This is a genomic window from Kribbella albertanoniae (assembly GCF_004348455.1).
Classification (GTDB): Bacteria; Actinomycetota; Actinomycetes; order Propionibacteriales; family Kribbellaceae; genus Kribbella; species Kribbella albertanoniae.
Window position 1 is genome coordinate 1 of the sequence record NZ_SMKA01000258.1, and the last position, 13,927, is coordinate 13,927.

Annotated in this window: 12 protein-coding genes; 1 reads left to right on the plus strand and 11 read right to left on the minus strand. The window is 67.0% G+C overall.

From position 1 onward, the window contains the following. Positions 1–12: 12 nt before the first annotated feature. The 11 genes from murQ to E1261_RS36100 all read right to left on the minus strand — a co-directional run bounded on the left by murQ (position 13) and on the right by E1261_RS36100 (position 12,857). Positions 13–906: an N-acetylmuramic acid 6-phosphate etherase gene (gene murQ / locus E1261_RS36050; protein WP_132414217.1), complete on the minus strand. Its 894-nt coding sequence runs from the start codon at positions 904–906 to the stop codon at positions 13–15. Positions 907–996: 90 nt separating this feature from the next. Next, the gene (locus tag E1261_RS36055; protein ID WP_132414218.1) at positions 997–1,884 is read right to left on the minus strand and encodes a MurR/RpiR family transcriptional regulator; all 888 of its coding nucleotides are present in this window, start codon (positions 1,882–1,884) and stop codon (positions 997–999) included. Positions 1,885–1,920: 36 nt separating this feature from the next. Then, entirely contained in the window at positions 1,921–3,606 is a 1,686-nt protein-coding gene (locus E1261_RS36060; RefSeq protein WP_132414219.1) for a serine hydrolase domain-containing protein, read from the minus strand. A 35-nt stretch (positions 3,607–3,641) separates the two neighbouring features. Then, entirely contained in the window at positions 3,642–4,925 is a 1,284-nt protein-coding gene (locus E1261_RS36065) for an exo-beta-N-acetylmuramidase NamZ family protein (RefSeq protein ID WP_132414220.1), read from the minus strand. Positions 4,926–4,927: 2 nt separating this feature from the next. Further along, positions 4,928–6,724: a glycoside hydrolase family 3 protein gene (locus E1261_RS36070; protein WP_132414221.1), complete on the minus strand. Its 1,797-nt coding sequence runs from the start codon at positions 6,722–6,724 to the stop codon at positions 4,928–4,930. An 88-nt stretch (positions 6,725–6,812) separates the two neighbouring features. Beyond that, the gene (locus E1261_RS36075; protein WP_202875335.1) at positions 6,813–7,988 is read right to left on the minus strand and encodes a low temperature requirement protein A; all 1,176 of its coding nucleotides are present in this window, start codon (positions 7,986–7,988) and stop codon (positions 6,813–6,815) included. Next, positions 7,985–9,070 carry a Gfo/Idh/MocA family protein gene (locus tag E1261_RS36080; RefSeq protein ID WP_132414222.1) on the minus strand — a complete coding sequence of 362 codons (1,086 nt, stop codon included), beginning with the start codon at positions 9,068–9,070 and terminating at the stop codon, positions 7,985–7,987. The genes E1261_RS36075 and E1261_RS36080 overlap by 4 nt, the downstream gene beginning before the upstream one ends. Next, positions 9,063–9,839, minus strand: a complete 777-nt coding sequence (locus E1261_RS36085) for a ThuA domain-containing protein (RefSeq protein WP_132414223.1) — start codon at positions 9,837–9,839, stop codon at positions 9,063–9,065. Before E1261_RS36085 ends, E1261_RS36080 begins: the two co-directional genes overlap by 8 nt. A gap of 22 nt (positions 9,840–9,861) precedes the next feature. Continuing rightward, positions 9,862–10,677, minus strand: coding sequence for a carbohydrate ABC transporter permease (locus E1261_RS36090; protein ID WP_132414224.1), 816 nt, complete (start codon positions 10,675–10,677; stop codon positions 9,862–9,864). A gap of 10 nt (positions 10,678–10,687) precedes the next feature. Further along, positions 10,688–11,620, minus strand: a complete 933-nt coding sequence (locus E1261_RS36095) for a carbohydrate ABC transporter permease (protein ID WP_132414225.1) — start codon at positions 11,618–11,620, stop codon at positions 10,688–10,690. A 1-nt stretch (position 11,621) separates the two neighbouring features. After that, positions 11,622–12,857, minus strand: a complete 1,236-nt coding sequence (locus tag E1261_RS36100; protein ID WP_132414226.1) for an ABC transporter substrate-binding protein — start codon at positions 12,855–12,857, stop codon at positions 11,622–11,624. Between the two features lie 106 nt (positions 12,858–12,963). Between E1261_RS36100 and E1261_RS36105 the strand changes: the two genes are divergently transcribed. After that, positions 12,964–13,927: LacI family DNA-binding transcriptional regulator (locus E1261_RS36105; protein WP_132414227.1), on the plus strand; the 964-nt coding region annotated here is incomplete at its 3' end.

Below are 13,927 nucleotides of genomic sequence, written 5' to 3' on the forward strand. Positions count from 1 at the left end.
GGGCGGGGCGGGTTAGGCGTGGGTGTTGAGGGTGGTTAGGGCGGTGGCTACTCGGCCTTGGGCGATGGTTAGGGCTTCTCGGGCGGCGGGGATGGGGGCGCCGGTGAGGAGGTGGACCAGGGCCGGCTTCAGTTCGCCGTCGGCGGCGGCCAGGGCTGACTCGCAGGCGTCGGGGTCGGCGCCGGTGGCTTCGGCGAGGATGCGGAGCATGCGGTTGCGGAGCTTGGCGTTGGTGGCTACCAGGTCGACCATGAGGTTGGACCAGGTGCGGCCGAGTTTGATCATCAGCGTGGTGGAGAACGCGTTGAGGATCATCTTCTGCGCGGTGCCGGCCTTCAAGCGCGTCGAGCCGGCGATGACCTCGGGGCCGGTGTCGGCGGCGATCACGATGTCGGCCAGAGGGGCCAGCGGAGCGTCCGGGTTCGAGGTGACCAGGACGGTGGCGGCTCCGGCGGCGCGGGCGGCCTTCAGAGCGCCGGCGACGTACGGCGTGCTGCCGGAGGCGGCGAGGCCGATGGCGATGTCGCGGGCGGTGACGAGGGCGGCGTCGTCGGCGCCGCCCTGTTCGGAGTCTTCGACGTTCTCGACGGCCCGCAGGAGTGCTTCCATCCCGCCGGCGTGGTGGGCCACGACCAGACCGTCGGGGACATGGAACGTCGGAAGCAGTTCGGCGGCATCCAGCACCGCGAGGCGGCCCGACGTACCGGCGCCGAAGTAGTGCACCCGGCCCCCGCGCCGGACTGCTTCGACTGCGCGATCGACGGCCTCGGCCAACTGCGGGAGAACCACTGCGACCGCACCGGCGACCGAGGCGTCCTCGGCGTTGACCATGCGCAAGATCTCGGTCGTGCCCACCGCGTCGATGGCGAGCGTGCGGGGATTGCGCTGCTCCGTCGGTGTCGTCACAGTGTCGATGTTAGTTTTCTACTGAAGGATTTTCAATTCTGTTCATCGTTGACAGAAAGGATTGACGTAACGATCTGTACCCGACCGGTCTCACTCCGAACTCTTGAGCCGGTGCCCACGCACCGAGGTCGCCGTCTGCTCCAGCGCCTTCCGGGCATCCGGCAGCACTTGCTGGGCGACGCCGATGAACAGGCAGTCGATCACCGTCAGCTGCGCGATCCGGGATGACATCGCCCCCGACCGGTACGTCGTCTCGCGAGCGGCGGTGGTGAGCATCAGATCGGCGGTCCGGGCCAGCGGTGAGCGCGGGAAGTTGGTCACGGCGACCGTGGTGGCGCCGTGCTTGGCGGCCTCCTCGAGCGCCTCGACGACCTCGACGGTCACACCGGTGTGCGAGATACCGATCGCGACATCGCCGTCCCCGAGCAGGGCGGCCGACGGCAGCGCCATGTGCACATCGGACCAGGCGAAGGAGACCCGGCGGATCCGGTGCAGCTTCTGCTGCAGGTCCAGCGCCACGAAGGCGCTGGCACCAAAGCCGTAGATGTCGACGCGCGGCGCGTTCACGACCGCGGTCACCACCTTGGCGAGGGCGTCGACATCCACCTGCTGCGCGGTTTCGCGAACGGCCCGCTCGTCGGCGAACGCGACCTTGCGGACCACGTCGTCGAGCGAGTCACCCGGCTCGATGTCGCCGCCGACCTCGGGCCGGAGATTCTCCGTGGCCGACTGGGCCGCCAGCTGCAGGCGGAGCTGCGGGTAGCCGGGGACGCCGATCTGCTTGCAGAACCGGATGACCGTGGTCTCTGAGGTGGAAGCCACCTCGGCCAGTTCGGAGATCGTCATCGCAGCCACTCCGCCCGGGTCCGCGAGGACCGCGTTCGCCACCCGCTGCTCGGCCGGCGCCAGCGCGGGCATCACCGCGCGGACTCGGACCAGCAGCGGCCCCGTGGGTTCTGGAGAGGTTGTTGAACTCATGACAGCCACGGTACGGCGACTATGCACCAAAGGGGATCACCGACGCGAAAGTCTCCAACCTGTTGCCGTAAATGACTCCGGCGACCGTTCTCCGTCGAGAAGAACATCACGCCCGCTCGTGATCTTCACACCATCCACGTAGACACCACGGCCCTGGTACAGAGGGTCGGTCGTGTACCGCCAGCGCAACGACCGCTCGCCACCGGCCAGCTCGGCCGTCACCTGATGCCAGTGCCGGTCGCCGGAACCGCTAATCGTCCCGTCGGTGTCGATCACCGAACCGCGGTCCCGCACCGTGAACGGCACCTTGGTCCACGTCTGCCCGTCCGTCGACGTCTCCAGATACAACAGATCCGAGTCCTCGGTGTCCACGAACAAATCGAACGCAAGCTTCGCCCCAGCAGCCGGTACGGCGACCGAGGTGGCGAGCGTCGTCGTCGCGGCATCCGTCGTCCCGGAGAACCACGCGTCCTTGCCGTGTCGCGGACCGACCCCGAGCGCCAGCGCGAGCCCTTGTGCGACAGCCCGCCGAGCCGGGTTGTTCGAACCCCAGCTGCGGCTCGGGTGCACCCGGTTGGTGAGCAGGATCGCGAACGACCGCGAGTCGAAGTCGATCACCAGCGACGTACCGGTGTAGCCGGTGTGCCCCGCGGTCCGCGGCCCGGACAGACCAGCCATGTACCAACGCTGGTTCAGCTCGAAGCCGAGGCCGTGATCGTTCCCCGGGTAGGCCTGGTTGAAGTTGGTGATCATCGCGGTCACCGAGGATTCCTTGAGGATCCGGGCTCCGCGGTAGCTGCCGCCGTTCAGGAAGGTCTGCGCCAGCACGGCCATGTCGTCCGCCGTGCTGAAGACACCCGCATGCCCGGCTACGCCATCCAGCGACCAGGCGTTCTCGTCGTGCACCGAACCCCAGACCATCCCGCGGGCCGGTGTCGCCTGGTACTCCGTGGCCGCGATCCGGGCCTTCTTACGAGGGTCCGGGTTGTACCCGGTGTCGCGCATCTGCAGCGGCTTGGTGATGCCGTCGGCAACGAGTTTGTCGAGCGTCTTGCCGCTGACCCGGTGCACGACCTCGCCGAGCGCGATCAGATTCAGGTCGCTGTAGAGGTACGTCTTCCCGGCCGGACTGGTCGGCTTCGCGGTCAGCGCCATCTGCAGACGGGAGGCAGGATCAGGCCGCGCGCTCCACAGCGGCAGCCAGGACGGCAGCCCGGTGGTGTGCGTGAGCGCCTGCCGCACCGTGATCGCCTGTTTGCCGTTCTCGGCGAACTCGGGCACGTACTTCGCGATCGGCTCGTCGAGCCCGACCTTGCCCTTCTCGACCTGCTGCAGCACCACGATCGAGGTGAACAGCTTCGAGACCGAGGCCATGTCGAAGATGGTGTCCGGGCGCATCGGGATCTGCTGATCCGCCGGCAGCTCCGTCCCGCTCCCGTCGGCATACTTCAGCGCCAGTCCGGTGGCTTGCCGGGTGACGACGCGCCCGTCATGACCGAGCAGCGTCACCGCCCCGGCGAACAGCGGCTTCGTCGTACCGGCCGGCTTGGTCCAGGCCTCGACCTGGGCCAGCGCGGCATCGATCGGCGCCGGATCCAGCCCCGCGCGAGCGGGCGCCGAATCACGGAGCAGGGTGGTCTTGGGGGCGTAGCCGTCATAAGGCTGGTCGAACCGGCCAGATTTGTTGCCGTGGGCAACCGCAGGGGAAGTCATCGTCAGCATCACCGCAGAGGCTATCGTGAGGGCAAGGGTGCGTTTCACCGGTGTGGCCCCTTGTAGAGCAGGTACTTTGCGCGGCGCGCGGTCCACGCGTCGGTCTCGGCCTTCCAGGCTGCCACGATCTCCTCGGCGCTGGCATCGGCCAAAAGCATGGTCCGGAACCGGTCGGATCCGGTCAGCAGATCGATCCAGCGGCCGGGTGGGTTCTCCGTCCGCCAGGTGAAGCCCGGGTACAGCTTCCGCGCCTCCACGATCATGTGCGTCGCGGCGGTGATTGCCTCCACCTTCAAAGGATCGGTGATCTGCACCTGCACACCGCCGCACAGCACGTTCGCGTTCTTGCTGATCGTCGGCGTGAAGTAGGCCTCGCGGAACGCCACGCCCGGAATCTTCTTCGCCTGCAAGGCCTGCGCCCAGCGATAGTCGACGTACGGCGCTCCGATCAGCTCGAACGGCCTGGTCGTGCCACGCCCCTCGGACATGTTGGTCGCCTCGAACAGGCACATGCCGGGGTAGAGCAGTGCGGTGTCCGGAGTCGGCATGTTCGGGCTCGGCATCACCCATGTCAGCCCGGTGTCGGCGTACAGCTGGTCGCGCGTCCAGCCACGCACCTGGATGACCTGCAGCTCCTTCAACCGGGCACCGTTGGTGTCGATCGGCAGGTACTCCGCGTTGAAGATCCGGGCCAGCTCGCCGACCGTCATGCCGTGCTGCTGGATGATCTCCCGCTTGCCGACGCCCGATGTGTACCCGGGCTTCAGCATCGGACCGCGCGCCGACCCACCGGTCGGATTCGGCCGGTCCAGTACGACGAAGCGCGCGCCGGTGCGGACCGCCGCCAGCATCGCCTCGTACATCGTCCAGATGTAGGTGTAGAACCGGGCTCCGACGTCCTGGATGTCGAAGACGACTGTCTCGACACCGGACTTCGTGTAGAGGTTGACCAGCTTATCCGCGTTCGCGCCGTACGCGTCGTAGACCATGATCCCGGTCCGCGGATCGACGTGGTCGCCCTCGGACCCGCCGGCCTGCGCGGTACCGCGGAAGCCGTGCTCGGGCCCGAAGACGGCGACCACGTTGACCTTCCCGGACGCATGCATGACATCGACGACGTGATTGAGGTCAGGCAGGATGCCGGTCGGATTGCTGATCACTCCGACCTTCTGACCGGCCAGTGCCTTCCAGTCGTCCTTGGCCAGCACCTCGGCCCCGGTCATCAACTTCCGGCCACCACCTCCGGGATGCGCAACCGCAGCCGGTACGTCGAGCAGCGGCGCAGCGGCGATCACACCAGCGCCGGCAAAGAGAGTGCGTCGTTTCATCGTCACCAGCTCATTCCGTGGCCGAAGGGGTACAGGGGTGTCAGTGGGTCACCAGCGACCGGGATGTCGACGGGCAGCTTGCCGGTCGGCGTGATCTCGCCGTACAGGGCCTTGGCCAGCGACTCCATCGACACCGCGGCATAACCGTAGGTGGCCAGGAACGTCGGCGCGGTGTCGAAGTACGCGATGTCGTAGGGGTCCTGGACCGCGACGACGATCACCGGTTTGCCCGTGGCCATCAGATCGTTGACCAGCTTGCGTTGCTTGCCGAGCTTGTCGGTCACCTTCGAGTCCCACGCCTTCCGCGTCAGTACGACGGTGACGTCGTTCTCCGCGGCCTTCGTCACCGAGCCCGCGATCGCGGCGTCGGTCGGCGCGGCGCCGGTCTGGGCGACAGTCGTGACCGCACCGCGTTTGGCGAGACTGTTTGCGAGGTTCTGCGTCGTCGAGACGCCCCAACCAGTGACGAGAATCTTCCGCGGGGTGTTGCTCAGCGGGAGCGTCTTCGCGTTGTCCTTGACCAGCGTGATGCTCTTGTCGACGATCTTCTGCGCCGTGGCCAGGCTCTCCGCCGGCCCCATCGCCGCGGGCACCTTGGCGACGTCGACGTACGGCTGGAAGAAGACACCGTTCTTCAGCTTGAGCAGCAGGATCCGCAGCAGGCTCTCGTCGATCCGCCTCTCGCTGATCCGCCCGGACCGGACGGCATCCAGGACCGCGTTGTACTGCACGTCGGGCGCCGGCGGCAGCAGCAGCTGGTCGACCCCGGCCTCGATCGCCCGGACCGCGACCTCGGCATCGCCGTACTTCTGGCGCACGGCGGCCATCTCCAGCCCGTCGGTCACGATCACACCGCGGAACCCGAGCTGTTTCCGCAGCACGCCAGTCAGGATCGGCTTGCTCAGCGTCGCCGGGTCACCGGACGGATCAAGCGCCGGCACGACGATGTGCGCGGTCATGATCGAGTCGATCCCGGCCTTGATCGCCGCCTTGAACGGTGGCGCGTCGATCGTGTTCCACTGCTCGAGCGTGTGGTTGATCGTCGGCAGGTCGTTGTGGCTGTCGTCGACCGTGTCGCCGTGGCCGGGGAAGTGCTTCGCGGTCGCTGTGATCCCGGCATCCCGCTGGAAACCGAGCACCTGGGCGGCCGCCATGTCGGAGACCAGCTTCGGGTCACTGGAGTACGAGCGGGTGCCGATCACCGGGTTGAGCGCGTTGACGTTCACATCGGCATCCGGCGCGTAGTCCTGCCGGATCCCGATCGCCTTCAGCTCGCGGCCGGTGATCGCGGCGGCTGTCCGGGCGTCCGCCGTACTGCGGGTGGCGCCGAGCGCCATGTTGCCGCCGAACTGTGTGGCCGGCGGACCGATCCGCGTCACCACCCCCTGCTCCTGGTCGGTGGCGATCAGCAGCGGGACGTGCAGCCCGGTCCCGATCGCGGCTTCCTGGAGCTGGTTCGACAGCGTTGCGACCTGGGACGGATTCTGCACGTTGCCGCGGCCGTCGAAGTAGATCCAGCCACCTGGCTTGTACTTCGCAACCACCTCGGCGGGCGTGGCGACGCCGTACAGCTTGGTGTTGCGTGCGTCCGGCAGGTTCGCGTCCGGGCCGTAGGCGAACAGGACGAACAGCTGCCCGACCTTCTCCTCCAGTGACATCCGCTGGATGGTCCGGCCGACCTGCGCGGCTGCGCTCAGGCCCTCGGGTTCAGGAGGTTTGGCGGCGGCCGTCATCGACGTTCCCGAGACGGTAGTGAGCAGGGCCAGTCCGGCAAGACTGAGGCGGCGAAGGGTGGGCATGGCGGTCCCCCAACAGTAAGTGAATTACAGGCGCGGCCCCCGATGGCGAAAGTTAACCACAGCCCCGCCACAGTGGGTCAAGGGCAAACTACTGCTCGCCACCGACAGTAATGGGAGGTCGCACCACCAGCGTCACCACAATCGCCACCATCAGCACGGTGGTAACGATGAACGGCACCGGAACAATCGGGTCGAAAAGCACCAGCACAGCGCCCAGCGGTACGACGATGTTGACCACCCGATCGGCGTTCTGGCGCAGCGCGATCCACCAGATCCCGAGCACGAAGAGCGCGATCGGCACGGTCATCGTGAACGACGCGACGAACTCGCTGAGCTTGCTGTGATGAGTGATGACATCGATCTGCGCCTCGACACCGGCCGAGAACGCTCCCGCCGCCGCGAACACGAAGAAGTGCACGTAGCCGTAGCGCATCGACTTCGCGAACGTCGTGATCGCATGGTGGTGCGGTGGCCAGAAGTAGATCCACCACATGGCCGCAGTCACGAGCAGCGTGAGCACGGAGATCGCGATCAGCGGCGGGAGCTCCTCGTGCTCGTGCACGGCCTTGATGATCGCGTTGGCCGAGGCCAGCAGGCTCTCACCGAGCAGGATGAGCGTGAACAGGCCGTACCGCTCGGTGATGTGGTGCGGGTGCCGTGGCGTGGTCTGTTCGCCGCGGCGCTCGGCCACGACCGGCACGGCTATCTCGGCGATGACGAGGACCAGCCAGCCGATCAGCGTCACCTCGTGCGGCAGGAACATCAGTGCGATCCAGAGCACCTGGACGATGGCGATGCCGCCGGCGTACGTCAGTGCGAGCCGACGGGTCTGCGGGGACCTGGAGGCGCGCAGCCACTGCGCGATCATCGAGACCCGCATCACGACGTACCCGACCACGACGACCCGGAAGTCCTCGTCGGCGTACACGCGCTCGATGCCGGCCGCGAGCACCAGCACGCCGCCCATCTGGAGGATCGTCAGCACCCGGTAGAGCCAGTCGTCGGTCGCGAACGACGTGGCGAACCAGGTGAAGTTCATCCAGGCCCACCAGATCGCGAAGAACACGATCACGAACGACTGCACGCCGTGCGCGATGTGGTCCTCGCTGAGCGCGTGGTGCAGCTGGGCCGCCGCAACGCTCACGGCGACCACGAACACCAGGTCGAAGAACAGCTCCAGTGTGGATGCCGTGCGCCCGGGCTCCTGCGGGTCCCGCGGGCGCATCGGCGTCAACCGCAAGCGGGGTGTGCTGCTCGTCGTCATGGCTCCAGAGTCTTCAGCACGTCCGGCCATCCCTCCAAGCAGGCTCGCACAGCGGTGTCTGACGCAGTAGCGATCGCTTCCGCGTGCGCAGCAGTCAGTACGTCGGCAATCCGCACCGGCACGCCAGTAGCAGCGGACTGTACGGCAGCCTCCACCATGGCCACGCTGATGACGTTGGAGTGCACCTCGGACTGGGGCACCGTCCCCGAACGGACCGCAGCGACGAACTCCACCAGCGAGCCCGCGATCTCCTCAGGCTCCTCAGCCAGCTCCGCCACCAGGGTCTCCCCAGAGATCAGCTCGGCGGCCGGTGCGTTGTCGCCGTCCCAGTACGCCGTCCCGCCGGCCGCACTGGCTCGCCAGCGACCGTTCCACGAGGTCTCGAGGCCCGGTGCGCACCAACTGCCGTTGAACACGAACCTGGTCCCGTTGGCGAACGTGAATACGGCGTTGGCGGCCGCATTGCCGTCGAACCAGCTCCACACCGGGTTGTAGGAGTCGCAGTACACCGACACCGGCGCAGAACCGATCAGTTTTCGGGCCAGATCGAACTGGTGGATCGCCATGTCGACCAGCAGCGGCTCAGCCATCAGCTCCCGGAAACCACCGAAGTGCGGCGCCTTGTAGAACTCACACGTCAGTGTGCCCACTGGTCCGAGCTGAGCGATCTGGCGCGCGAACGCGTTGCCGGCCCGGAAGTACCGCCGCGACTGCGACACCATCAGCAGCTTGCCACTCAGCTCCGCCGCAGCGACCATCTGCAGCCCCTCGCGCACTGTCTCGGCCAGCGGCTTCTCCGACAGCACCGGTAGCCCCAGGCGCAGCGCAGTCGCGCTCACCACCGGATGGGCGAGCGGAACCGTCACGTCGATTACTGCCTCGGCGGAAGCCGCCAGTTCGTCGATCGACGCGGCCACGGGCACGTCGCCGTACCCATGCTCGTCGGCCGCACTTCGAGCCAGCCCGGTGTCGAGATCGATCAGCCCGACCAGCGTCACGTCGGGGTTCGCAGCGATCGTGCGGAGCCACGCGCGCCCCATCCCGCCGGCGCCGACCTGCAGAATGCGCAGGGGCTCAGGCATCGGCCGCCTCCTCGATCGGGCCGCCGTAGCCGTGCCCGTTGAAGAAGTCGCCGCTCTCGTACCGCAGCAACGTCGGTACGGCGCGCTCCGGGCGATCGGACTTCGCCCAGGCGACGCCGTTCGCGATCACCTTGCGGATGTCCTTGTGGTGGTAGACGGGGTAGTCCTGGTCACCAGGCGAGAAGTAGAAGATCTTCCCGTGCCCACGGCGGAACGTGCAGCCGGAGCGGAAGGCCTCGCCACCACTGAACGTCGAGATGAAGATCAGTTCGTCCGGCACCGGGATGTCGAAGAACTCGCCGTACATCTCCTGCTGCTCGATCTCGATCGGGTGCGGCACCCCCTGCGCGATCGGATGCGTCGGACTGACCGTCCAGACCAGCTCGCGATCGCGCTCACTACGCCAGCGCAGGGTGCACGACGTACCCATCAGCTTGCCGAAGATCTTCGACCAGTGGCCGGAGTGCAGGACGACGAGCCCCATACCGGCCAGCACGTGCTGGTAGACCCGCTCGACCACCTTGTCCTCGACCTCACCGTGCGCCGCGTGACCCCACCAGACGAGGACATCGGTGTCGGCCAGCACCTCCTCGGTCAGACCGTGCTCCGGTTCGTCGAGCGTCGTCGTACCGACTGTTGCCTGGTCGCCGAGGTTCTCCGCGATCCCGGCCGCGATGGTGGCGTGCATGCCGTCGGGGTAGATCTCGGCGACATGCGGCTCGGTCTGCTCGTGCCGGTTCTCGCCCCAGACGAGTACGCGAATCGTCATCTGTAGATGTCCTTTTCAGGAGTTACTTGACCGCTCCGCCGACGGCGCCGGCGGCGATGTACTTCTGGGCGGCGATCAGCAGCACGACGGCCGGGATCGCCGACAGGACCGCGGTGGCCATCACCGCGTTCCAGTTCTGCACCTGGGTGCCCAGGTACTGGTAGATGCCCAAGGTGACCGGCCGGATGCCGCCCTTGGTGGTCAGCGTCAGCGCGAACAGGAAGTCGCTCCAGGAGAACAGGAAACTGAACAGTCCCGCGGTGATCAGGGAGTTCCGGCTGATCGGCAGCACGATCGCGACGAATGCCCGGAACAGTCCGGCACCGTCGACCCGCGCGGCCTCCACCAGCGACGGTGGCAGCGAGAGCATGAACGACCGCAGGATCAGGATCGCGAACGGCAGCGCGTTGCTGCAGTTGGCCAGGATCAGGCCGGGAATCGAGTTCAGCAACCCGATCCGTTCGTACGCCGTGTAGAGCGCGTTCGCGATCACGATCCCCGGGATCATCTGCGAAATCAGGATCGCCAGCAGGCCGATCGACACCCAGCGAGACCGGAACTGGGACAGCGCATAGGCGCATGGTGCCGCGATCGCCAGGCTCAGCACGACCGTCCCGGTCGCGATGATCAGGCTGGTGACCAGGTTGCCGCCCTGCTCGCTGAGCGCCCGCCGGTAGCCGGCGAAGCTCGGGTCGAGCGGCAGGAAGCCGGCCGTCAGGGTGTTGCCGGACGGTTGCAGCGACGCGTTCACCATCCAGTAGACCGGGAACAGCATCACGGCCAGGATCACGATGCCGATCATCGTGTGCGTCGCTCGGCGGGTGGCCGAATCTGTCATCGCCGGCTCCTCACTCGTCCACCGCGCGGCGGGTGCTGCGCAGGTAGAAGATCGCGAACACGAACGAGAGCGCGATCAGCAGATTGCTCAGCGCCGCGCCCTCACCGAACTTGAAGTCGACGAAGGACCGTTCGTACGACTGGGTCGCGAGCGTCTGCGTCGCATTGGCCGGGCCGCCGCCGGTCAGACCGAGGATGATGTCCAGCACCTTGATCGTGTAAACGACACCGAGCATCAGCAGTACGCCGGCCACCGCGCGCAGGTTCGGCCAGGTGATGTGCGTGAACGCGCGCCAGCCGGTCGCCCCGTCCAGCTGGCCGGCCTCGTACAACTCCTCGGGGATCTCGGCCAGACCGGAGTACAGCAGGGTGACGTTGAACGGGATCCCGATCCAGATGTTCACCCCGATCACCGCGATCAACGCGACCGACGGCGAGTTCAGCCAGGGCACCGGCTGGTCGATCAGGTTCAACCCGGTCAGCGTGCGGTTCAGGATGCCGTTGTCCTGCTCGAGGATCGAGCGCCAGGTCGCGCTCGACACGATCAGCGGCAACAGCCAGGGCAGCAACAGCAACGACCGCAGCAGACCACCGAGGGGGAAACGTCTCCGGAAGAACAACGCGAGCGCCAGGCCGATGCCGAACTGGAAGGCGATCGAGCCGATGGTGAACAACGCGGTGTTCACCATCGCCTGCGAGAACAACTGGTCGCTCACCATCGCCGAGTAGTTCTTCAGTCCGATGAACGGCGCCTCGCCGGTGAAGAACGTGCGCAGGCCGTAGTCCTGCAGGCTCATCACCAGGTTCTTCACGACCGGGTACCCGAACAGCGCGCCCATCGCTAGCGCAGCCGGCAGCACGAACAAGACCTTGGTCAGGCTCTCGCCACGCCGGCCACGCCCCCGCCGTACGGCGACTGTCCGGGTCAGTGTCGCCTGCGCCATATCAGCCGCCCGAGGCCTGCTTGAAGGCGTCCTGCGCCGAGGCCTTACCGGTCAGCGCGAGCTGGATCGCCTGGTAGATCACCTTCGCGGCGTCGGGCCACTTGTCGCCGAGTTTGCCGGTCCGGGAGCGGGCCGTCTTGACCTGCTCGGCGAACGCCTTCATCGACGGCACCTCCTTGGCGTACTGGTCGAGCAGCGCGGCCTTGGTCGGGAGGGTGAAGCGGGCCTTCGCCCAGGCCAGTTCGTTCTCGTCGGAGTTCAGGCACTTCACGAAATCGGCGGCCTTCTGCTGCTTGGCCTGGTCCTTGTTCAGCGGGACCGTCCAGGCCTCGCCACCGAGCGGCGCGACCGGTGTCTGATCCGGCTTGTTCAGCGGGAAGGTGACGACATCCCATTTCACCTTCGGGCTCTCCTGCAACGCCGGGATCTGCCAGGGACCGTTCACCATCATCGCGGCCTTGCCGGCCACGAACTGGTCCTTGGCGTCGCCCTGGGTCCAGTTGATCACGCTCTTCGACGCCGAGCCGGACTGGACGAGATCAACCCACAGTTGCAGGGCTTCGGCCACCTGCGGGGTCTTCAGGTCGGTCTCGTCACCGCCGTTGGTCCACATGGCCGGCAGGAACTGCCACGAACCTTCGTACGTCGCGTTGGCGTTGAACGCGATGCCGTAGCGGCCGGGCTTGGTCAGCTTCTTGGCAGCGGCCTTCAGCTCGTCCCAGGTCTTCGGCGGCTGCACGCCGGCTTCCGCCAGCATGTCCTTGTTGTAGAACAGCGCGATCGTGTTCGTCACCGGCGCCAGTCCGTAGAGCTTGCCGTCGTACGACGTCGCGTCGACCATGCCCTGAATGACGCCGTCCGCGTTCAGACCCAGGTCGTTCAGGGGCGCCAGGGCGCCGGTGGCCGCGATCTGCTGGACGTCGGGGTTGTCGAGCATCAGCACATCGGGCAGCGTCTTCGACGACGCCTGCTGCAGCACCTTCTGGATCAAGGTGTCACCAGGCACCGTCTCCCGCTGGATACTGACGCCGAGCTTGGTCCCGCAGGCATCCAGGCCCTTCTGGACCAGCGCCTTGTCGGGGTCGTTGTTGTAGTAGTCGAGGACAGTCAGGCTGGTGACCGCGGCACCGCTGTTGCCGCTGCTGCCGTTGTCGTTGCCGCCACCGCAGGCCGCCAGGGCGAGTGACAGGGCTACCGCACCCGCCAGGACGGTGGTGGACCGCTTGCTGGTGATCACATCGGACTCCTTGCACAGTCGCAGGTAAAGCGCTTAACTCCGAGGTTCAAGGACTATGTTCCTTGGGTCACAGTGGTGTCAAGAGTTCAGAAGGGGGCAGGCCTCGATGGTCACGATGCGCGACGTCGCGGAACGCGCGGGTGTGTCGATCGCGACGGTGTCGTTCCTCCTCAACGACACCAAACCGGTGACCCCGGCCACCCGGGCCCGGATCGAGCAGGCGATGGCCGAGCTCGGCTACCGGCGCAACGTGGTCGCCCGGGCGCTCGCCAGCCGGCGGACACGCATCATCGCTATGGCCTATCCCGCGCTCGAGCACCGCTTCGGGATGTCGACTGCGGAGTTCTTCACCGCGGCGGCGGAGCGAGCGCGCGCGCAGGAGTACCACCTGGTGCTGTGGCCGGTTGGCAACGACGGAGTCGAGCTGCGGGAACTGCTCGGCCAGGGGCTGGTCGACGGGGTCGTCCTGATGGAGGTCCAGCTCGCCGATCCACGTGTTGAGGTGCTGCGCGAGACGGGCACGCCCTTTGCGCTGATCGGGCGGACGACCGAGCTCGATGGGCTGGCCCATGTGGACATCGACTTCGACGCGACTGTGGAAGCGGCGGTCGGGCATTTGTACGAGCTCGGCCACCGGGAGCTTGCGCTGATTTCAGGCGACCTGGCCGACCCTCGGTTCCACGAATATGGGCCTTGGGTCCGATCAGAGGCGGCGTACCGGCGGGTGGTGGCGGAGTACGGACTGCGCACCGTCGTCGAACCCTGCTCCGACACCACCCGCTCCGGCCGCGAAACAGCCGAACGCCTACTCCGCGAGCACCCGTCGACCACCGCGATCCTGGTCGCCAACGAGTACGGCGCACTAGGCGTGGTCTCCGCCCTCAAACGCCAAGGCCGCGACGTCCCCGGCGACATGTCGGTGCTCGCACTCCTGATGGTCCCGGAGGTCGCCGCCCTCAGCGACCCCGAACTCACCTTCCTCCGAACCCCAGGCCACGAGCTCGGCCAACTAGGCATCGAAGCCCTCATCCGCCAACTGGACGGCGCCGACCCCCTACCACCCCAACTAG

Bases quoted from the DNA above. Each gene is read 5' to 3' on its own strand.
- E1261_RS36055 (WP_132414218.1), bottom strand. From the start codon at position 1,884: ATGAGTTCAACAACCTCTCCAGAACCCACGGGGCCGCTGCTGGTCCGA.
- E1261_RS36060 (WP_132414219.1), bottom strand. From the start codon at position 3,606: ATGCTGACGATGACTTCCCCTGCGGTTGCCCACGGCAACAAATCTGGC.
- E1261_RS36065 (WP_132414220.1), bottom strand. From the start codon at position 4,925: ATGAAACGACGCACTCTCTTTGCCGGCGCTGGTGTGATCGCCGCTGCG.
- E1261_RS36070 (WP_132414221.1), bottom strand. From the start codon at position 6,724: ATGCCCACCCTTCGCCGCCTCAGTCTTGCCGGACTGGCCCTGCTCACT.
- E1261_RS36075 (WP_202875335.1), bottom strand. From the start codon at position 7,988: ATGACGACGAGCAGCACACCCCGCTTGCGGTTGACGCCGATGCGCCCG.
- E1261_RS36080 (WP_132414222.1), bottom strand. From the start codon at position 9,070: ATGCCTGAGCCCCTGCGCATTCTGCAGGTCGGCGCCGGCGGGATGGGG.
- E1261_RS36085 (WP_132414223.1), bottom strand. From the start codon at position 9,839: ATGACGATTCGCGTACTCGTCTGGGGCGAGAACCGGCACGAGCAGACC.
- E1261_RS36090 (WP_132414224.1), bottom strand. From the start codon at position 10,677: ATGACAGATTCGGCCACCCGCCGAGCGACGCACACGATGATCGGCATC.
- E1261_RS36095 (WP_132414225.1), bottom strand. From the start codon at position 11,620: ATGGCGCAGGCGACACTGACCCGGACAGTCGCCGTACGGCGGGGGCGT.